17 protein-coding genes and 2 tRNA genes are annotated in these 20,079 nt (G+C 72.6%); 11 read left to right on the plus strand and 8 right to left on the minus strand.

The window, feature by feature from the left end:
* Positions 1-56: 56 nt before the first annotated feature.
* Positions 57-1,652: a PP2C family protein-serine/threonine phosphatase gene (locus BJ981_RS32445; RefSeq protein WP_184617184.1), complete on the plus strand. Its 1,596-nt coding sequence runs from the start codon at positions 57-59 to the stop codon at positions 1,650-1,652.
* Entirely contained in the window at positions 1,652-2,020 is a 369-nt protein-coding gene (locus BJ981_RS32450) for an STAS domain-containing protein (protein ID WP_184617185.1), read from the plus strand. Before BJ981_RS32445 ends, BJ981_RS32450 begins: the two co-directional genes overlap by 1 nt.
* A gap of 3 nt (positions 2,021-2,023) precedes the next feature.
* Here the strand turns inward: BJ981_RS32450 and BJ981_RS32455 are convergent, their stop codons facing one another.
* From BJ981_RS32455 to BJ981_RS32470, 4 genes are all read right to left on the minus strand, one after another.
* On the minus strand, positions 2,024-3,070 hold the full coding sequence (locus tag BJ981_RS32455; RefSeq protein ID WP_184617186.1) for a hypothetical protein: 1,047 nt from the start codon (positions 3,068-3,070) through the stop codon (positions 2,024-2,026).
* A 147-nt stretch (positions 3,071-3,217) separates the two neighbouring features.
* Positions 3,218-3,292 (minus strand) — tRNA-Val (locus BJ981_RS32460).
* A gap of 15 nt (positions 3,293-3,307) precedes the next feature.
* Positions 3,308-3,380, minus strand: a tRNA-Gly gene (locus tag BJ981_RS32465).
* A 67-nt stretch (positions 3,381-3,447) separates the two neighbouring features.
* Positions 3,448-4,104, minus strand: coding sequence for an ACT domain-containing protein (locus BJ981_RS32470; RefSeq protein WP_184617187.1), 657 nt, complete (start codon positions 4,102-4,104; stop codon positions 3,448-3,450).
* A gap of 164 nt (positions 4,105-4,268) precedes the next feature.
* Here BJ981_RS32470 and dusB point away from each other — a divergent pair, with 164 nt between their 5' ends.
* Positions 4,269-5,381 carry a tRNA dihydrouridine synthase DusB gene (dusB, locus tag BJ981_RS32475; RefSeq protein WP_239139611.1) on the plus strand — a complete coding sequence of 371 codons (1,113 nt, stop codon included), beginning with the start codon at positions 4,269-4,271 and terminating at the stop codon, positions 5,379-5,381.
* A gap of 36 nt (positions 5,382-5,417) precedes the next feature.
* Here the strand turns inward: dusB and BJ981_RS32480 are convergent, their stop codons facing one another.
* Complete coding sequence (locus BJ981_RS32480) at positions 5,418-7,901, minus strand: DEAD/DEAH box helicase (protein WP_184617188.1); 2,484 nt, start codon at positions 7,899-7,901, stop codon at positions 5,418-5,420.
* Between the two features lie 144 nt (positions 7,902-8,045).
* Here BJ981_RS32480 and BJ981_RS32485 point away from each other — a divergent pair, with 144 nt between their 5' ends.
* Together BJ981_RS32485 and BJ981_RS32490 are read left to right on the plus strand one after the other, a co-directional pair.
* Positions 8,046-8,687: a hypothetical protein gene (locus BJ981_RS32485; RefSeq protein ID WP_184617189.1), complete on the plus strand. Its 642-nt coding sequence runs from the start codon at positions 8,046-8,048 to the stop codon at positions 8,685-8,687.
* A 45-nt stretch (positions 8,688-8,732) separates the two neighbouring features.
* Positions 8,733-9,353 (plus strand): HD domain-containing protein, encoded by a 621-nt coding sequence (locus tag BJ981_RS32490; RefSeq protein ID WP_184617190.1) that lies wholly within the window; start codon positions 8,733-8,735, stop codon positions 9,351-9,353.
* A gap of 124 nt (positions 9,354-9,477) precedes the next feature.
* Here BJ981_RS32490 and BJ981_RS32495 read toward each other — a convergent pair whose 3' ends face one another.
* Positions 9,478-9,939, minus strand: coding sequence for a MarR family winged helix-turn-helix transcriptional regulator (locus BJ981_RS32495; protein ID WP_204070597.1), 462 nt, complete (start codon positions 9,937-9,939; stop codon positions 9,478-9,480).
* Between the two features lie 57 nt (positions 9,940-9,996).
* On the opposite strand from BJ981_RS32495, the gene BJ981_RS32500 reads away from it, so the two are divergent.
* Entirely contained in the window at positions 9,997-10,389 is a 393-nt protein-coding gene (locus BJ981_RS32500) for a VOC family protein (protein WP_184617192.1), read from the plus strand.
* 15 nt (positions 10,390-10,404) lie between these two features.
* Here BJ981_RS32500 and BJ981_RS32505 read toward each other — a convergent pair whose 3' ends face one another.
* Positions 10,405-11,148, minus strand: a complete 744-nt coding sequence (locus BJ981_RS32505) for a rhomboid family intramembrane serine protease (RefSeq protein WP_184617193.1) — start codon at positions 11,146-11,148, stop codon at positions 10,405-10,407.
* A gap of 156 nt (positions 11,149-11,304) precedes the next feature.
* Positions 11,305-11,712 (minus strand): nitroreductase family deazaflavin-dependent oxidoreductase, encoded by a 408-nt coding sequence (locus BJ981_RS32510; protein WP_184617194.1) that lies wholly within the window; start codon positions 11,710-11,712, stop codon positions 11,305-11,307.
* A 149-nt stretch (positions 11,713-11,861) separates the two neighbouring features.
* Between BJ981_RS32510 and BJ981_RS32515 the strand changes: the two genes are divergently transcribed.
* The 5 genes from BJ981_RS32515 (at position 11,862) to BJ981_RS32535 (ending at position 20,020) form a co-directional block, all read left to right on the plus strand.
* Positions 11,862-13,331, plus strand: coding sequence for an SDR family oxidoreductase (locus BJ981_RS32515; RefSeq protein ID WP_184617195.1), 1,470 nt, complete (start codon positions 11,862-11,864; stop codon positions 13,329-13,331).
* Positions 13,332-13,452: 121 nt separating this feature from the next.
* A complete protein-coding gene (locus BJ981_RS39525) occupies positions 13,453-14,598 on the plus strand; it encodes an endonuclease domain-containing protein (RefSeq protein WP_184617196.1) in 1,146 nt (381 codons plus the stop codon).
* Entirely contained in the window at positions 14,591-15,244 is a 654-nt protein-coding gene (locus BJ981_RS32525) for a hypothetical protein (protein ID WP_184617197.1), read from the plus strand. Before BJ981_RS39525 ends, BJ981_RS32525 begins: the two co-directional genes overlap by 8 nt.
* Positions 15,241-18,639 (plus strand): ATP-binding protein, encoded by a 3,399-nt coding sequence (locus tag BJ981_RS32530; protein WP_239139610.1) that lies wholly within the window; start codon positions 15,241-15,243, stop codon positions 18,637-18,639. The genes BJ981_RS32525 and BJ981_RS32530 overlap by 4 nt, the downstream gene beginning before the upstream one ends.
* A 334-nt stretch (positions 18,640-18,973) precedes the next feature.
* Positions 18,974-20,020 carry a hypothetical protein gene (locus BJ981_RS32535; RefSeq protein WP_184617198.1) on the plus strand — a complete coding sequence of 349 codons (1,047 nt, stop codon included), beginning with the start codon at positions 18,974-18,976 and terminating at the stop codon, positions 20,018-20,020.
* The last annotated feature ends 59 nt before the right edge of the window (positions 20,021-20,079 follow it).

A 20,079-nucleotide genomic window follows, 5' to 3' on the forward strand; every position in this document is an offset into this window, starting at 1 on the left:
CGGAAGGCGGGTGATGGGCCATGGGCGGAGGTGACTCCGTCTTTCACGCCACCTCCGTGACCACGTCCACCGGCCGCCCGGCCGCACCGCCGGCCAAGCCCGTGCCCCCTGTGCCCGCCGCGCCGCACGCGCGCGACGCCGCGGAGGCCGTGGCGCTCGTGCAGGCCGTGCTGGACGGGGTCCCGGCGCAGGCCGCCTGGTCGGTGCCCGTCCACGACGGGGACGGCGAGATCGTCGACTTCGAGCTGCGCGCCGCGAGCCCGCAGGCCAGGGACATCCACGGCCGCGTCGGCAAGGATCTGATCGGCGTCCGCGTCACCGCCGCCTACCCCTCGGTCAGGGACACCGAGCTGTGGCGCAGCTACCTGCGGGTCATGAGCACGGGCGAGCCCGAGGAGGTCGCCCGCTACCAGCACGTCGAGACGATCGAGGGCCTGCCGCACCGCTCCGTCTTCACCGTCAGGGCCACCCGGGTCCTCGGCGGCCTGCTCGCCGCCTGGATCTGCGACGACGAGAAGGACCGCCTGGTCACCCGCCTCGGGCACACCGAACGCCTGGCCAACCTGGGCTGGGGGCACTGGAACCTGGTCACCGGCGAGGTCGAGTGGTCCCCGCAGCTCTACGCCCTCCTCGGCAGGGACCCGGCCGACGGGCCGCTGGACCCGAGCGGCTACCGCGCCATCACCCATCCCGACGACCTGCCGGTCATCGACGACGCGCTCGCCGCCCTCCGCCTCGCCGACTCGCCGTGCGAGTTCGAGGTGCGGGTGCGCGCCGGCGGCGAGGTGCGGCTGGTCCGCGCCGTGGTCGAGGTCAGCAGGGACGGCGCCGGCCGTCCCACCGAGGTCCACGGCCTGATCCAGGACGTCACCGACTGGCGGAGCACCGCCGACCAGCTCGCCGTGGCCAGGCGCCTGCTCGCGGAGGAGTCACGGCTGACCGCCGAGCTGCAGCACATCATCATGCCGGTGCAGGAGGACTTCCTCACGCTGCCCGGCCTGCGGGTCGGGGTCCGCTACGACGCCGCGGCCGCCGCGCCGCTCGGCGGCGACTGGTACCAGGCCCTCCCGCTGGACGGCGACGAGGTGCTGCTCGCGGTCGGGGACGTCGCGGGAAGCGGCCTGCCCGCCGCCTCGGCGATGGCCAAGCTCCGTCACGCGATCACCGGCCTGGCCTTCGCCCAACAGCGCCCGGACGAGATCCTCGTGGCGCTGAACCGCCTGCTGCGCCGCCTGCGCCCCGACGTCCTCGCCACGGCCGTCGTCGCCCGCTTCCGCCCGCGGGACCGCACGCTGACGTTCACGCACGCGGGCCACCCGCCCATGCTGCTGGTCCGGGGCCACACGGTGCGCAGGCTCCTGCACCCCGGGGTGCTGCTCGGCGTCTTCGACGACGTCGAGTACACCCCCGCGACCGTGCGGCTGGAACAGGGCGACATGCTGGTCATGTTCACCGACGGCCTGATCGAGCTCCCCGGCCGCGACCTGTTCGAGGGGCTGGACGAGCTGGCGGCGACGATCGCCGAGGTCATCGCCGCCCGGCCGCCCGACCGGCTGGCGGCGGTGATGGACGCGATGGTGCCGAGCAACACCGGCGACGACACCTGCATCCTGGTCGCCGAGCTGACCCCCGCCACATCGGAGGCGGTCTGATGACCGAACCCCGCCTCGCGACCGCCGCGTCGTTCAGCGCCGTGAGCCGGGCGGGCGCCGGCGTGCTGACGATCCGGGGGCGGCTCGACTTCACCACCGAGCGGCGCGCCACCGAGTTCCTCGACCGGGCGTTCGCCCGGTTCGGCCCGAACCTGGTGCTGAACCTGCTGGAGGTGGACTTCCTGGACTCCCGGGCCACGGGCCTGATCGTCTCCTGCTGGCGGCGCGCCGCGGACGCGGGCGGGCGGCTGGCGCTGGTCGCGGTCGAGCAGGGCTCGGCGCGGGTGCTGTGGATCACCGGGATCGCCGGCCGGGTGCCGGTCTTCCCCACCGTCGAGGAGGCCCTCGCGGGCGCGCCGCCCGCCTGACGGTCAGCCGGTCCCCAGCGCGGCGTGACGCTCGCGCACCTCGGCCCAGCGCCGCCGGTGGAACGTCACGGTCCCGTGCACCAGGCCCGCCAGCTCCACGCTCAGATCGCCGTCCAGCCCCGCGTACAGGTCGTCCAGGGCGGCGTCCCCGTCCGGGTGCGGAGCGTCGCCGGCCGTGAGCTCCCCGGTCGGCAGGCAGCGCAGCACGGCGCGGGCGAACGCCTCCAGGCGCGAGGGCAGACCGGCGCCGGGCAGGGCCTCGGCCGCCGCGGTGATCCTCTCCCGCACCGGCGCGTACTCCAGGCGCAGCCGCCGCAGCTCGGCGGCCACCTCATGGACGCGGCGCGGGAAGCGCGGCGTCTCCTCCTCCCACGCCTCGGGCACCCGGGCGGCCAGGGACTCCAGCACGCGCAGGTACCCCTTGTGGACGGCGTGAAGGTCGGCGAACAACGGCTCCAGGCCCTCCGGCGCGACCGGCGGGGACGCCAGGATCTCGCGTAATCGGTCGGCGGCCTCCCGCGTCGCGGCGGCCGAGCCGATCTCGGGCATGCCGCTGCGGACGATGCGCGCCCGCAGCCGCGCGACGTCCGTCTCCCAGGAATTCCGGCGCAGCTCGATTCCCTCCAGCGACGCGAGCGGCTTCAGCCCAGGCGACTTCGGGAAATCATTCGGCCGCAGGGCGCGCGCCCCGTCCACATAGACCGGAATCACCGCCACGGGCGCGTTCAACGCCGATTCACACACGCGCCGGACGTGGTCGCCGGGCAGGTCGACGCGCCGCCGCCCCTCCCCGTCCGCGAGCCACCGCACACCGATCATGACGATCACCACGGCGGAGCGTTCCAAAGTCGCGATGACCTGGGCGGACTCCGGCGCGACCTCCTCGGCGGCGGCGGCGCCGTCCCCGGCCGGGGAGGGGGCGAGGTGGACGTGGCGCGGGCCGAAGACCTGGCGCAGTTCACGCGCGAGCGCGACGGACGTTTCCCCGGTGTCGTCGGCGCGATGGCTGATGAGAATCAGCGGATCGAGTGTTCCGGAAGGGGCGGGCATGCGACATACGTTACCGTCGCCATGATTTTCCGACCGGTATCGAGAAAAGGCGAAATTTCACTGTTCTGCGCCGGGAATTTTCCGGAATTCGGCCGTTCCGCGACCGCGCGCGACCCCGGCGGAACGGAGCCGCCGGGGCGCGGAAGATGGTGGGCGATACTGGGATTGAACCAGTGACCTCTACCGTGTCAAGGTAGCGCTCTCCCACTGAGCTAATCGCCCTCGATGAGGGATCAGAGCGGACGACGGGATTCGAACCCGCGACCCTCACCTTGGCAAGGTGATGCTCTACCAGCTGAGCCACGTCCGCGTGCCCCGCCCCTGGCCACCGCCCGGGGGGACGACACGAGACTCTAGCGGGTTTTCCCCGCGCGTGCCTAACCGGCGTGGGATCCGCGGAAGCCGCGCGCGACGCCCCGCTCGATCGCCGGCAGCGTCAGGAAGATCTCCAGGATGCGGGTGAGCCGGTGCACCTCGATGCGGTGGAAGGGCGGCCCCTCGGCCCTGGCCAGCAGGAACGTCAGCGCGAGCGGCGGCAGCGGCGCCGCGATGATGTGCAGCCCGGACGGCAGCGTGTGCGCCTCGGGACGCAGGGGCGTGATCGAGGGGAACGGCACGTCGTCCGGGGCGCGCCAGCTGGAGTGCAGCACGGTCCGCGGGACCTTCTCGGTCGCGGCGGCGGCCCAGTCGGCGCTGAACAGCACCGGCATCGAGTCGATCATCGTCGCCAGCGCCCGGTCGCCCGCCGCGGTGATGTACTTCAGGATCTCCAGCTCGGGGTAGGTGCCCGGCGCCTCGCGCGTGCTCCACACCCCTTCGACGACCACCCCGGACACGCCCTCCAGCCCCTGCGTGAGCGCGTCGCGCGGCGCGGAGTCCGGCCAGTACACGGTGAGATCGTCCACGGCCCTGCCCTCGCCGCGCTCCAGCACGACGAGCTGGATGATGTCGGCCCCCGCGACGCCCAGCACCCGGGTCACCTGGCCCAGGGCCCCCGGACGGTCGGGCAGGGAGATCCGCAGCCTCAGCAGCATCCAGGCCCCTCCCCGGTCGCGTTCGGCGGCACCCCTTCTCGAACCCAGTCCCAATGTAGCCGCACGCGCTCGGGCCGGTCCAAGACGCCCGCTCGTGGCGCGCCCGCCCGGCCGTGTACGGCGATTCGACCCGTCCGGTCCGGGTGTGGGGTACAAATGGGCTGGTGAAGATAGGGGCGATCGACGTCTGGCCTCCCGTGGTGCTCGCTCCCATGGCGGGCGTCACCAACGCGGCGTTCCGCACGCTGTGCCGCGAGCAGGGCGGTGGACTGTACGTGTCCGAGATGATCACCACCCGGGGCCTGGTCGAGCGCAACCCCAAGACGCTGGCCATGATCCGGTTCCCTGAGGGGGAGGCCCCGCGCAGCGTCCAGCTCTACGGCGTGGACCCTGAGGTCGTGGGCAGGGCCGTCCGGATCATCGCGGAGGAGGGCCTCGCCGACCACGTCGACCTCAACTTCGGCTGCCCGGTGCCCAAGGTCACCCGGCGCGGCGGCGGCTCGGCGCTGCCCTACAAACGCGGCCTGCTGCGGCGCGTCCTGCGCGCGGCGGTAGCGAACGCCGGCACTCTCCCCGTCACGATGAAGATGCGCAAGGGCATCGACGACGACCACCTGACCTACCTGGACGCCGGCCGCATCGCCGCCCAGGAGGGGCTGAGCGCGGTCGCCCTGCACGGCCGCACGGCGGTGCAGCACTACGGTGGGACGGCCGACTGGGAGGCGATCGCCCGGCTGAAGGACGCCGTCCCCGAGATCCCCGTGCTCGGCAACGGCGACATCTGGACCGCCGACGACGCCCTGCGCATGATCCGCCGCACCGGCTGCGACGGCGTGGTGGTGGGCCGCGGCTGCCTCGGCCGTCCCTGGCTGTTCCGCGACCTCGACGACGCCTTCGAGGGCCGCGCCGAGCGGGCCCGCCCCACCCTCGGCGAGGTCGCCGCGACGATGGCCCGGCACGCCGCGCTGCTCGTGGAGTGCTTCGGCGGCGAGGCGCACGCCGTGCTCGACTTCCGCAAGCACGTCGGCTGGTACCTCAAGGGCTTCGAGGTCGGCGCGGACCTGCGCCGCGACCTGGCCACCGCGGGCTCCCTGGAGGAGCTGCGCGGCCACCTGGCCCGCCTGCCGGCCACGCTGCGGTGGCCGGGCGCGGCGGCGGACGGCCCGCGCGGCAAGACGAACGCCCGTGACCGCGTGCACCTGCCCGTCGGCTGGCTCGACGACCAGGGCGACGTCACGGTCTCCGCCGAGGCCGAGCTGGACGTCTCGGGAGGCTGAGCGCCACGGGACTCCGAGCCGGTTTCCGAGCCGGCCTCAGAGGCGGTTGAGCCCGACGACGTGGACGACCGCCCGCCCCTCCTCGTCGGAGGCCGCGAGGTCCACCTGGGCGTCGATGCCCCAGTCGTGGTCGTCGGCCGGGTCGTGCAGGACCTGCCGCACCCGCCACAGCTCCTGCTCCTCCTCGATCTGCAGCAGGGCCGGGCCGCGGGCGTCCGGGCCGGTGCGGATCTCGTCGTGCTCCTCGTAGTAGGCGTCCAGGGCGGCCGGCCAGTCGATGTCGGCCAGCTCGGCGAGCTCGTCGTACTTCTCCAGCGCCGCCAGCTCGACCATGCGGAACATGGCGTTGCGCACCAGGACCCGGAACGCCCGCCGGTTGCCGGTGACCGGCCGGGTGTTCTCCTCCAGGCCCGGGCGCTCCACCTCCTCGGAGGGGTTCTGCAGCTTCTCCCACTCGTCCAGCAGGCTGGAGTCGACCTGGCGCACCAGCTCGCCCAGCCACTCGATCAGGTCCTGGAGGTCCTCGGTCTTCATGTGGTCGGGGACCGTGCGGCTGAGCGTGCGGTAGGCGTCGGCGAGGTAGCGCAGCACCGTGCCCTCCGAGCGCGCCAGCTCGTAGAACTGGACGTACTCGGCGAAGGTCATCGCCCGCTCGTACATGTCGCGCACCACCGACTTGGGGCTCACCGCGTGGTCGCCCACCCACGGATGCCCGCGCCGATAGGTCTCGTACGCGCCGAACAGCAGGTCCTCCAGCGGCATGGCGTAGGTGACGTCGGTGAGCAGCTCCATGCGCTCCTCGTACTCGACGCCGTCGGCTTTCATCTGCGCCACGGCCTCGGCGCGCGCCTTGTTGAGCTGGGAGTGCAGGATCTGCCGTGGGTCGTCCAGCGTCGACTCCACGATCGACACCACGTCCAGGGCGTAGGTGAGGGAGGCGGAGTCGAGCAGCTCGAAGGCGGCGAGCGCGAAGGTCGACAGCGCCTGGTTGAGCGCGAAGTCCTCCTGCAGGTCCACGGTCAGCCGCGCCATGCGGCCGTGCTCGTCCGGCTCGCTCAGCTTCTCCACGACGCCGCCCGCCAGCAGCGAACGGTAGATCGCGATCGCGTGGCTGATGTGCCGCCGCTGCGCCTTGCGCTCCTCGTGGTTGTCGGTCAGCAGGCTCTTCATCGCCGCGAAGCAGTCGCCCGGCCGGTTGATGACGGCGAGGAGCATCGCGTTGCTGACCTTGAACCGGGAGTTCAGCGGCTCGGGCTCGGCCTTCTGGAGCCGCTCGAAGGTCTCCTCGCTCCAGTTCACGAAGCCCTCGGGCGGCTTCTTGCGCACCACCCTGCGCCGCTTCTTCGGGTCGTCGCCCGCCTTGGCCAGCGCCTTCTCGTTCTCCACGACGTGGTCGGGGGCCTGGCAGACGACGTGGCCGAGGGTGTCGAAGCCCGCCCGCCCGGCCCGTCCGGCGATCTGGTGGAACTCGCGGGCGCGCAGCAGGCGGACGCGGTTGCCGTCGAACTTGCTGAGCGCGGTGAACAGCACCGTGCGGATCGGGACGTTGACGCCGACGCCCAGCGTGTCGGTGCCGCAGATGACCTTCAGCAGGCCGGCCTGGGCCAGGCGCTCGACCAGGCGGCGGTACTTCGGCAGCATCCCGGCGTGGTGGACGCCGATGCCGTGCCGGACCAGCCGCGACAGCGCGCGGCCGAACCGCGTGGTGAACCGGAAGTTGCCGATGAGCGCGGCGATGGCCTCCTTCTCGGCCTTGGTGGACATGTTCACGCTCATCAGGGCCTGCGCCCGCTCCATCGCCGCGGCCTGCGTGAAGTGCACGACGTACACCGGCGCCGACTTCGTGGCCAGCAGCTCTTCGAGCGTCTCGTGCAGCGGCGTGGTGCGGTAGCCGTAGAACAGCGGCACCGGGCGCGTGGCCGACCGCACGACCGCGGTCTCGCGGCCGGTGCGCCGCGTCAGGTCCTTCTCGAAGCGGGTGACGTCTCCCAGCGTGGCCGACATCAGGATGAACTGCGCCTGCGGCAGCTCCAGCAGGGGCACCTGCCACGCCCACCCGCGGTCGGGCTCGGCGTAGAAGTGGAACTCGTCCATCACGACCTGGCCGATGTCGGCCCGGGCCCCGTCGCGCAGCGCGATGTTGGCGAGGATCTCGGCCGTGCAGCAGATGATCGGCGCGGAGGCGTTGACCGAGGCGTCGCCGGTCATCATGCCGACGTTCCCGGTGCCGAACAGCGCGACCAGGTCGAAGAACTTCTCCGACACCAGGGCCTTGATGGGCGCGGTGTAGAACGTCCGCCGCCCGTCGGCCAGCGCCGCGAAGTGCGCCCCGGCGGCGACCAGGCTCTTACCGGAACCGGTCGGCGTGGAAAGGATCACGTTGTTGCCCGAGACGACCTCGATCAGCGCCTCCTCCTGCGCCGGGTAGAGGGTCAGCCCGCGGTCGGCGTTCCACGCCGCGAACGCCTCGAACAACGCGTCGGGGCCGGTGTCCTGGGGGAGGTGCTGGAGGAGGCTCACCCCTCAATACTGCCGAAGGCCGCGCCGTGGTCGGGCCACCTTTCGCTCTCGGCGCGCGGCCCGGCGCCCCGGCGGTGAACCGTGGGCGGCCCCGCCGCGTCTTCTGCCGGGGCCCGGGCGGGTCCCGGTGGAAGGGAGATCCGAATGCGTGGAGCGAGGACCGCCGCGGCGCTGGCCGCGGCGGCGATGATCGTCGTACCGGCGAGCGCCGAGGCGGCGGCGGCCCAGGCGCACGTCCCGGCGGCCGCCGCCGCCGCGAGCCCGGCGAAGGTCGCGAACAAGCTGCTTCGGGCCTGGCTCCGCGACGACAGGGCGGCCGCGGCGGCCGTGGCGTCGCCCGCGGCCGTGAAGACGCTGTTCGCCTACGTGTACCGGGCGCCGGACGAGTTCAACGGATGCGCCGGCAACGCCTGCCGGTTCACCCACACCAGCGTGCGCGTGCCCGGCGGCCTCAACGGGATCCTGATGATCGTCTCCGGCGGCAAGGTCGCCAAGGTGTACGAGTCCCGGCACGTCACCGCGCCGGAGAAGGCCGCGCAGTACCTGTTCGCGGCGTGGAAGGCCGGCGACAGGAACCGCGGCCTGGAGATCGCGTCCACGGGCGCGGTGAAGACGCTGTTCCGCACCAGGTTCGGCGGGGCCGGCTACATCTTCCAGGGCTGCCAGGCCGAGCGCGGCGGCAGATCCTGCGCCTACTCCTACGAGGGCGGCGCCATGTTCCTGCACCTGCGCGGGAGCAAGATACGCGGCTACGAGGTGCGGTCGATCTCCTACATCGCCGACTGAGCGCCGACTGCGCGCCGAGGCGGCGGGCGGTGGCACGATGGGCGCATGCGTGACCTGCCCGCCGCGTGGCGCGCGCTCGCCGGGGACTCGGCCGCGTCCCAGGCCGTCGGGGCCGAGCTGGCCGCCCGCTGGGCCGAGCCGCACCGCCGCTACCACACCCCGGCCCACCTGCGCGCCGTGCTCGCCGCCACCGAGCCGCTCGCCGGCCACGCCCGCGACCTGGTGGCGGTGCGGCTGGCGGCCTGGTTCCACGACGCCGTGTACGAGGGCAGGCCGGGGTGGGACGAGGAGCGCAGCGCCCAGCTCGCCTCCTCCCGGCTCGCGCGCCTCGGCGGCGGCCTCGCGCGACGCGCCGGGGAGGTCGCCCGGCTCGTGCGGCTGACCGCCGGGCACGGCCCCGAGCCCGGCGACCGCGACGGCGAGGTGCTGTGCGACGCCGACCTCGCCGTGCTCGCCTCGCCCGGCTACGACGCCTACGCCCGCGCGGTCCGCGAGGAGTACCGCCACGTGCCCGAGGAGGCGTTCAGGACGGGCCGGGCATGCGTCCTGGCGGGGCTGCTGGCGATGCCCGCCCTCTACCGGACCGCGCCCGCGCGGGAGATGTGGGAGAAGACGGCCCGCGCGAACGTGCGCGCCGAACTCGCCGCGCTGACCGCCCCCCGCTGACCGTCCGGCCGCCCCCCGCTGACCGTCCGTCGTCCGCGACACGTCCGCGGCCCAGGCGGTGACGGACGCCGTCCGGCGAGCCGCCACCGTCCGGGGTACCGCTCCCGTCCGGGGACCCGGGGGGTCACGGATACGCGGCCCGCGCGTCCAGCCCCGCGTACGCCTTGCGCAGCAGGTGGTGCAGCGTGCGCCGCTCGTCCGGGTCGAGGGCCGCGAGGACCGCCTCGTGGGCGTCCTGCGCCGAGCGGACCGCCTCGGCCAGGGCGCGGCGGCCCTCGTCGCTGACGCGCACCGAGTAGCGGCGGCGGTCGGCGGGGTCGCGCCCGCGCTCGACCAGGCGGCGGGGGAGCAGGACGTCCATGACCGCGACCAGGTCGCTCGGGTCGATGCCGAGCCGCCTGCCGAGATCGCGCTGCGAGGCCGGCCCGAAGTCGGCGAGCGCGGCCAGGACCGCCAGGTGCCACAGGCCGAGCCCCAGCGGCTCCAGCCGTTCCCCGACGGCCCGCCTGCCCGCCTGGCCGGTCTTGGACAGCACGAAGGCCGTGATTCCGAGCAGGGACGGCGGCAGTTGCGGCACATCGGTCACCCCGGCATGATAGGGCACCACCAATCGTTGGTACTCCCCAACCATTTGGAGCGCGTGATGGACGCCCTGTACCCCCGGGTGCTGGCCGGTGACTTCGCCGGCTGCTTCCGCTTCTACGACGGCCTGCTCGGCAAGGTGGCGGGCGGCACCCTTGTCAAGGGCGACCCGTCCGGGCCGTACGCCAACTGGGACCTCGGAGGCGAGGCCCTGCTGGCGCTGCTGGACAGGTCGATGATGGACGGGGTCACCCCGCTCGCCCCGTCCGGGCCCTGCGACGCGGTCATGCTCGTGCTGAAGGTCGAGGACGTGGGGGCCGCCGCGGCGGTCGCCCGCGAACACGGCGGACGCCTGGTCGCACCGCCGGTCGCGCGCCCCCAGTGGGGCCCCACGGTGAGGACCGCCCACCTGCGCGACCCCGACGGCAACCTGGTGGAGCTCCAGTCGTACTGACCGCTCCGGGGCCGCTCACAGCCCTAGGTCGTCCAACTCCTTGTAGAGGGCGGCGCGCGAGGGGTCCACGGCGGCCGGACGGCCCGCGGGCGGCGGCCCCGCGGGCACGCCCGGGACGGGCCTGGCCGCGCCCGGCACCGGCCGGGTGGCGGCCTGCGGCGGGACGGCCGCGGCGCGGGGGCGGCGGTCGCGGAAGAACCAGCCGCCGAGGATGCCCCCGGCGAAGCCGAACAGGTGGCCCTGCCAGCTGAACTCGTCGGTCGGCAGCAGACCGGTGAAGTGGTAGGCGAAGCACAGCGCCATGACCAGCCCCACCACGATGTCGATGCCGTGCCGGTCGAACAGGCCCTTGACCAGCACGTAGCCGAAGTAGCCGAACACCACGCCGCTCGCGCCCGCGGTGACGCTGTGCGGGCTCGCCACGAACCACACGCCGAGGCCGCTGGTCGCCGCGATGATCGCGGTCACGCCCAGGAACTTGCCCACCCCGCGATAGGCGGCGAGGAAGCCGAACACGAACAGCGGGCCGGAGTTGCCCTCGATGTGCGCCCAGCTCCAGTGCAGGAACGGCGCGGTGACGATGTCGGGTAACCGGGCCGGGTCGCGGGCCGCGATGCCGAACGACTGGCTGAGGGAGTAGCCGGTGGCCCAGTTGGCGATCTGGACCAGCCAGATCAGGGCCAGGAAGCCGACCATGACCCAGAACGCCTTGCGGGCCTCGGCGATCATGATCTCGGCCGTCCGGGAGTCGCCGCCCATGCTGTCTCCTGCCTCGTGCACGCGCCGGAACCTGTGGCCGGACGCCCGGGCAGCACCCCGTCGGTCCGTCACGGTATTTTCGCAAACACCGCGCCGGTAGGGCCACCGGCCGCGTAACCCGTACACGACCGGTGGCCCGGCGTTCGCCCGCTCCGCTCAGCCGCCCGCGCGTTCGAGGATCACGACGGGGATGTCGCGGTCGGTCTTGGCCTGGTAGTCGTCGTACTGCGGCCAGGTGGCGGCCATCAGCCGCCACACCTCCGGCTTCTCCTCCGGCGTGGCGGTGCGGGCGCGTGCGGTGAACCTGTCACCCTCGACCTGCACCTGGACCTCGGGGTTGGCGGTCAGGTTGTGGTACCAGTCGGGCGACTCGGGCGCTCCTCCCTTGGAGGCCACGATGACGTAGTCGTCCCCATGGCGCTGGTAGATGAGCGGTGTGGTGTGCTCCCGGCCGCTGGCGCGGCCGGTGGTGGTCAGCAGAAGGACCGTGGTGCCGTTCCAGTCGTGCCCTTCCTTGCCGTCCGTGGCGCGATATCTGTCGACATGCTCTTTTCCGTAAAGCATCCGTTCACCCTCCGGGTCGACCTGTACGCGGATGGCCTACCCCCTGCGGCGTGGCTCATCCAGTGTCGGATCATGCCCTCGGTGAACCCCGCACGGAAGCGCAACCGCGGATCCCGCCGGGTACGAAGTCGGCATCGGGGGTGATGCGGATGACCCGGTGCCTCGTCACCGGCGCGACCGGCTACATCGGCGGCAGGCTGGTGCCCGAGCTTCTGAAGGCCGGCCACGAGGTGCGCTGCATGGCGCGCTCGGCCCGCCGCCTGCGCGACCAGACGTGGATCGGCCGCGTCGAGGTCGCCGAGGCCGACGCCACCGACCACGCGGCCACCCGGGCCGCGCTGGAGGGTATGGACGTCGCCTACTACCTGATCCACACCATGGCCGCGGGCCGCGGCTTCCCCGAGCGCGACCGCAGGGCCGCGGAGGCCTTCGCGGCGGCGGCCGAGGAGGCCGGGGTCGGCCGCGTCGTGTACCTCGGCGGGCTCGCCCCCGAGGAGCGGCCGTCGGCGCACATGGGGTCGCGGTCCGAGGTGGAGCGCGTCTTCCTGGAGTGCGCGGTGCCCGCGGTCGCCTACCGGGCCTCGGTGATCATCGGATCGGGCTCGGTGTCGTTCGAGATGCTGCGCTACCTGACCGAGCGGCTGCCGGTGATGACCACGCCCCGGTGGGTGGGCACCCGCACCCAGCCCATCGCGATCCGGGACGTGCTGCGCTACCTCGTCGAGGCGGTGCGGATCCCCCGCGAGGTGAACCGGGCCTTCGACATCGGCGGGCCCGACGTCCTGACATATGCCGACATGATGCGCGGGTACGCGGCCGTGGCCGGGCTGCCGCCCCGCCTGATCATCCCGGTGCCGCCGCTCACGCCCCGGCTCTCCAGCCTCTGGATCGGCCTGGTCACCCCGGTCCCGGCGAACGTGGCCAGGCCGCTGGTCGAGTCGCTGCGCGACGAGGCGGTCTGCCGTGAGCACGACATCGCCCGGTACGTCCCCGACCCGCCGCACGGGCTGGTCGACTTCCGCGCGGCCGTGCGGCTGGCGCTCCAGCGCGTCAAGGAGGCCGACGTCGCGACCCGCTGGTCCTCCGCCTCCACCCCCGGCGCCCCCAGCGACCCGCTGCCCACCGACCCCGACTGGGCGGGCGGCAGCCTGTACACCGACGAGCGTTCCCGGGTCGTGGACGCGCCCCCCGAGGCCCTCTGGCGGGTCATCGAGGGCATCGGAGGCCGCAACGGCTGGTACTCCCTGCCCCTCGCCTGGGACGTCCGCGGCCTGCTCGACCGGGTGGTCGGCGGGGTCGGCCTGCGCCGGGGGAGGCGCGACCCCGCGCGGCTGCGCGTCGGCGACGCCCTGGACTTCTGGCGGGTGGAGGAGATCGAACCGGGCCGCCTGCTGCGGCTGCGCGCCGAGATGCGCCTGCCCGGGCTGGCCTGGCTGGAGCTGACCTGCCGTCTCGACCACGGCCGCACCGTGTACGGGCAGCGGGCCGTCTTCCACCCGCGCGGACTGCTCGGGCACCTCTACTGGTGGGGCGTCTCCCCGTTCCACGGGCTCATCTTCGGCCGCATGCCGCGCAACGTGGCCAAGGCGGCGGAGACATTCGCCGGTTCCCGTTCCTGAATTAGCAGATATCGGGCAAAATACCGAGACTCCGGAAAAGTCATGGGCCTGGTATCCCCGACGTATAACCTTCGCACGCTGATGTGACGCAAGCGCAGAGGGAATACAGAAGGAATACGGTGTGGCGCGTTCGTGGGCTGAGTCGCCGGGAGAGGTCGCACATTCCTGGGCGGAGCTGCCCGCGGACCGGGTCGTGCTCCTGGCCGGCGCCGACGCCGCCGCGCGCGCCCTGACGGACGAGCCGCCGCCCGACGCCGCGCCCGCCATCCTCACCTACGTCCCGGTGGCCGCGCGGTCCGTCGCGGAGGCCGCGGGCCACATGCTCGACGCCCTCCAGGACGCCGCCCTCGCCCTGTTCCCCGCCTGGCTCCCGGACGCCGCCGGCATCGAACCGGGGGCCTCGGGAACCCTCGCCGTCCGGGCCCTCGCCCTGCGCGCCGCCGCCACGAGCCACCATTTCGGCCCCTTCCTCGCCGACCTCGCCGAATCCGCCCTCCACCACGCCGACGGCACCCCCCGCCACGCCGCTTCAGGCGGCCCTCCCGGAGCGCGCTCGGATGGTCTGTCCGGCACGGGCGCCTTCGCTCGGACGTCCCGGTTCGCGCCCGAGGTGCGCGCGGCCGGGCTGGCCCGCGTGCTCGCCACGGGGCTCCGGCGCTCGGGCGCCGCGCTGCTCGTACCGGTGCCCGAGGGCTTCTCCCACGCCGACCAGGACCTCCTGCTCGCCGCGGCCGAATGGCTGGCCGCGCGGGGCGGGTTCGGCGTGTGGCTGACCGGAGCCCTCTCCGCGTCCGCCGACCGCGTCACGCGCGTGACCCTGCGCCTGCCCGCGAGCGCCCGTCCCGAGCCCTCCACGCCTTCCACGCCCCCGCCGCGCGCCGTCACCTTCCCCGCCGTCACCGGGATGCCCCACCCCGCCAGCCAGGCCGAGAAGACCCTGGAAAGAGCCCTCGCCACGCGCCCCTGGTCCCACGGCCGCGCCTGGAACCAGACCTACCGGTCAGGCCCGCTCGCCAACCCGATCCGGGTCGACCTCATCTGGCGCCGCGAACGCTGCATCGTCGAAATCGACGGCGAAGACCACCACAGACCGGACCGCTACGCCGCCGACCGCCTGCGCGACGTCCAGTTGCAACTCGACGGCTACGCGGTACTCCGCTTCACCAACGCCCAGGTCCTGACGGACGTCGAAGCCGTCGCCGCCCATCTGGAGCGATTCCTGAAAACCCGCCGCGACGCACCCGCGAAAGGATCCCCCCGTGTCTGACGAGAAATTGTCCCTCCCCGAACTCGCCGTCTTGGTCGCCCTCATGCGGGAGGCCAGAGAGGTCTCCAACGCCGACCTTGAAGAGAAATACGGGTTGCGGCTCGACGGAAAGCGTCGCGTGCGGCTGAACGACATGAAGCTGGTGGAGACCCGCAAAGAGGGACGCGTATTCGTCCATATGCTGACCGACGACGGCTGGAGCCGGATGCGGAGGGAGATCGGGGCGGGGTTGCGGAACCCGCAGATCACGAAATCCCCGAAAGTGCTCGTGGAAGGCTTGGCCGCCGGGCTTTTCACCATCATGGAACGGACCGGTCACAGCCTCGCGGACGTTTTCGCGCCGTCGCCCGATCCCGCGCCGGAACCGTCGCCTGTCCCGGAACCCGGCGACGTCGAGGGACGGATACGGGCGGCTTACAGAGAGCTGGCGAACGAGCCCGGCGCGTGGGTCGGCATCGCGGAGATCAGGTCGCATCTCGGCGATGTGCCGAGGGCCGAGGTGGACGAGGCGCTGAGGGCGATGAACCGTATGGACGGCGTCAGCCTGGTCCCCGACTCCAACAACAAGGTTCTCACTGAGAAGGACCGCGAGGCCGCGGTGACGATCGGTGACCAGGACAAGCACCTCATCTGGATCGGAGCATGATGAACGGCGAGGAGCGGCGTGCTCTGGAGGCCCTGCGGTTCAACTACGCGGAGGTCGCGGATGATGTATGGCGGCCGTCGGAGTTCCATGTGGACGGCCTGCACCGCCCGACCGTGCAGGCGCTCCTGGACGGGATGGGCGAGGCGAGCGACAGCGTCACGGCCAGTCCGATCGGGGTCGTCGTCCAGGGACAGCGTGGGTCCGGTAAGACACACCTGCTCGGATGGGTGCGGGAACGTATCCAGAGAGAGGGCGGCTACTTCTTCCTCGTGAGCCTTCTCGACGCCAGGGACTTCTGGGACAGCGTCCTGGTGTCGATGCTGGACAGCCTCGCGCGTGACGCCGACGCCGACACCCAGCTCAGGACGTTCCTGAGGCAGCTCTCCTCGCGCGTCGGCATGCCGCGCGTAGAGCGTCTTCAGCTTTTCGGCCACGCGCCGCTGACCAGAACCACCCTGGACGGGTTCGTGGACGCGCTGCGCCGCTTCGATGCGCGGGTCGGACGTGAGACTCAGGACACCGTGCGAGCGCTCGTCCTGCTCGCCTCCGACGATTTCCACGCGCAGGACATCGGCACCTCGTACTTGGTGTCGCAGCCGGAGGAGGAACCGGGCGAGCGCGCGGCCTGGGGGATAAGGGAAACGAAGAAGACCGCGCAAGAGATCGTCAGGGACGTGTTCAGGCTGCTGGCCCTGACCGGGCCATCGGTGATCGCGGTCGATCAGATGGACGCGGTCATCGCGCAGACGTCGATCTCCGCCAAGTCGGGCGCGGAGTTCGACTGGCGCGAGGCGCTGGGGGTCGAGCACATCGCCGGCGGCTTGATGGCCTTGCGGGAGCACACCAGTCGCACGCTCATAGTGATCTCCTCTCTGCCGACATCATGGGTTCTGCTCAAGACACTGGCCGTGGACAGCGCGCGCGACAGGTTCCGCGAGATCACCCCGCTCCAGTCCATCCCGAGTGCGAAGATCGGAAAGGATCTGGTCGAGAAGCGGCTCGGGAAGCGTTACCGGGCCGTCGGTTTCCGTCCCCCCTATCCGACCTGGCCGGTGAAGGAGGCCGCTTTCGAGAACGCGCCCGACTTCACCGTGCGGCAGCTCCTCATAAAGATCGACGAGCATGTCAGGAACTGTCTCGTCGGCGACGAGCTTCGCGAGCTGGAGCACCTCGCCGGCGACTCCGGTCCGGTGATCGACCGGGACCCCGTGATCGACACCGCGGCGCTGAAGGTGCTGGACGAGCGGTTCGCCGCCCTGAAGGACGCCGCGGCGGCCGGTCCGGCCCTCGATCCGCAGCGCGAGGACGCGGTGATGCCCGCGCTGCTGTCCGCCGGGCTCGCCGCCTGGATCGCCGGGCACGGCGACGCCGGGCGGGAACTCGGCCAGGACGCGCCGCCGAGTGGAAAGCCGTCCCTGCACGCGCGGCTGCGGCGGAGCCTGGACGAGTCCACCGAGGACGAGGCGCACTGGGCGTTCCGTGCCATCGCCGCGCAGCATCCGATCGCCGTGCTCAACCGCCTGCGGGCCGCGTCTGTGGCCGCGGGACTCAACTCGGGGGCCTCGCGGCGGCGGCTGTTCGTCCTGCGCAACGACGAGTGGTCCGGCGGGCCTCGTACCCGCGAGGCGGTCGCGGAGTTCGAGCGGCTGGGCGGAAGGGTCCTGCCCGTCGGGGCGGAGGATCTACGGACCCTGGCGGCGCTCAAGGAGTTGATGGCGGAGAACGCGCCGCAGTTGCCCGCGTGGCTCGTGGCGCGCAAGCCGGCCACTGAGGTGACGCTGCTGAAGGACGCGCTCGCCGACGTCTGGACCGTTCCTGTCGCAGGGCGGGATGGTTCGGGGTCCGAAGCCGTGGAGGGAGACACCGGTGGCGAGCTGATCGAGCAGGAGGAGCGGGCCGCCGAAGAGCCGGTGAAGGGAGGGCTCGGCCCCAAGGGGGCGGAGGCCCTGAAAGGCGTGAGGTCGCTGCGCGTCCTGCAGAGCGCGCCGGCTGCGGCCGATGACGGGAAGGCCGCGGATCGTGCCGCGGGAGAGTCCGCCGCCGGCGCCGGCGGGCCCGCCGCGAAGGCGGATGATCGCCCCGGAGCGGAACCCCGCCTGGAAGGGGATGTCCGTGCGGGAGGGACACCTCGCCTGAGAGACGCTCATGCCGGAGCGGCACATGTGGTCGAGGTGGGGCGGGAGTTCTCGGGGGCGGAGGTGGTGGCGGTCGGTCTGGAGGGGTTGCGGAAGCACGCCGTGATCTTCGCGGGGTCGGGGTCGGGGAAGACGGTTCTGATACGGCGGGTGGTCGAGGAGTGTGCGCTGCGCGGCGTGTCGGCGATCGTGCTGGATCCGAACAACGACCTGGCCCGGTTGGGGGACGCCTGGCCGGAGGACCCTCCGCAGTGGGGGCCCGGTGACGCGGACAAGGCCAGGGAGTATCTGGCCGCGACCGATGTCGTGGTGTGGACGCCGGGGCGGGACGCGGGCCGGCCGCTCACCTTCCAGCCGTTGCCCGACTTCACCGGTGTCGTGGACGATCCGGACGAGTTCCGTGAGGCGGTCGGCACGGCGGTGGAGTCGCTGGCTCCGCGCGCGAGGCTGACCGGGAACAACACCAGGGCCCACCGGGGCATGGCCGTGCTGAGGGAGGCCCTGACCTACTACGCGCGGCGCGGCCAGGTGACGTTGAAGGGGTTCACCGAGGTGCTGGCGGCGCTGCCGGAGGGCGTGAGCGAGCTGCGCGACGCGCAGAAGCTCGCCGCGGACATCGCCGAGAACCTGCACGCGGCGACGGTGAACGACCCTCTGTTCGGCGGGGAGGGCACGCCGGTGGATCCGGGGGTGCTGCTGACGCCGGCCGCGGGCAGGCGGGCGCGGGTGTCGGTGATCAACCTGGCCGGGCTGCCGTCCGACGGGCAGCGGCAGGGGTTCGTCAACCAGCTTCAGATGGCCCTGTTCTCCTGGATCAAGCGCAACCCGGCGGGGGACCGCCCGCTCGGCGGCCTGTTCGTCATGGACGAGGCGCAGACGTTCGCGCCGTCGGGGGCGATGACCGCCTGCACGCACAGCACGCTGGCGCTGGCGTCCCAGGCGCGCAAGTACGGGCTCGGGCTGGTGTTCGCGACGCAGTCGCCCCGCGGGTTGCACAACAGGATCCCGGGGAACGCGGCGACGCAGTTCTTCGGCCTGCTGAACGCCCCGGTGCAGATCGAGGCGGCCAAGGAGCTGGCCAGGGCCAAGGGCGGCGCCGTCGCCGACGTGGCGCACCTCGGCGCGGGAGAGTTCTACGCGGCCCTGGAGGGCGGCGGGTTCCGCAAGGTGCGCACGTCGATGTGCCTGAGCCACCACCCGAAGAGCGCCCTGACCACGGACGAGGTCATCGCCAGGGCGCGACGTCCGCTGGAGGGCTGACACCGCTCGGGGGCCTTCCCGGCGACGGCGAAGGCCCCCGGAGGGTGCTGCCCGATGTCATGAGGCCCCTGGAGGGATCGCTGCCCCGATGGCGGACGGCCCTCGGAGGGATGGCCGTCAGATCTTCGACGGTGACGGCTCTGTGCCGGTTGGAGAGGGAGAAGCCCCTTGGGGATCGCTACCCCGATATGTCATTACGTGGACGAGCGTTCCGTATGTGCGGAAGACTGTCCGGATCGATCACTGGCCGAGCGGGGAGGGCACGGCCAGGCACCGCGGCCGCCTGCCTCCTCGCTCCCGACGCACCACGGGAGCACGGATGAGTGCGAGCCGCATGACCGCGACGGACCCCGGGCCCTTCAAGCTCAGGCGGAACACCCGGGACCTCCCGAAGGCCGTCGAGACGCTCGCCAAGGCGCTGCCCGCCCGCGACCTGAAGACCGTCCTGGCCGACGCCAACCGCACCGCCGTCCGCAAGGGCGGCACGTCGGCGTTCGGCGCGATGACCCCCAAGCCCGCCGACTGGTACTGCTTCGAGGAGGGCGACGACCAGACCACCGACTGGTACCCGCAGGGCGTCGCGGTGTCCGCGGAGGCGGGCCGTCCGGACCTGCGCACGTTCGCGGTGAGCTGGTACTGGAAGCCCGAGGGCAAGGCCACCGAGCGGGGCGTGCGCATCTCGTTCCTCAGCACCGACACCCGCAGGTACCGCCACGTCCTGCTGGTCGAGCCCAAGCCGGACGGCTCCTACGCCGCGGTGAACATCCACGCGGGCGGCGTCGCCTGGTACGGCGACCTGCTCTACGTGGCCGACACCTCGCGCGGGTTCCGGGTGTTCGACCTCCGGCGGATCTTCGAGGTCAAGGGGGACGACGACAAGATCGGCAAGCAGGGCGGGCGTTACCACGCGTTCGGCTACCGGTACGTGATGCCGCAGGTGGACGCCTGGTCGGCCACCGGGTCCGCCCGGTTCTCCTTCGCGGCGGTGGACCGCAGCACCACCCCGCACACGCTGATCACCGGCGAGTACGTCGACCCGGCCGAGGACCCGGGCGTGGCCGGCAGGGTGGCGCGCTGGCCGCTCGCCGCGGACGGCACGCCGGTGGCGGACGCGGACGGGACCGCCGCCGCGGCCGACGCGTTCACGCTCGCGGGCGCGAAGATCCAGGGCGCGCTGTCGCACAAGGGCGCCTGGTACCTCAGCCAGGCGGCGTCCTCGACGGTCAACGGGTCGCTGCTCGTGGTGCCGGACGGGCGGACGGCGCAGGTCAGGAGGTTCCCCGTGGGCCCGGAGGACCTGACCTGCTGGGGGGAGAAGAACCAGCTCTGGTGCGTCACCGAGTTCAAGGGGCGCCGCGCCCTGTTCACCGTCCCGCTCTGAGGCCGGCTCTCCCGTTCGGGGGACGGCCCGCTTGCACGACTTGCGGACGGCTTGCGCGG

The organism is Sphaerisporangium krabiense (assembly GCF_014200435.1).
Lineage (GTDB): Bacteria > Actinomycetota > Actinomycetes > Streptosporangiales > Streptosporangiaceae > Sphaerisporangium > Sphaerisporangium krabiense.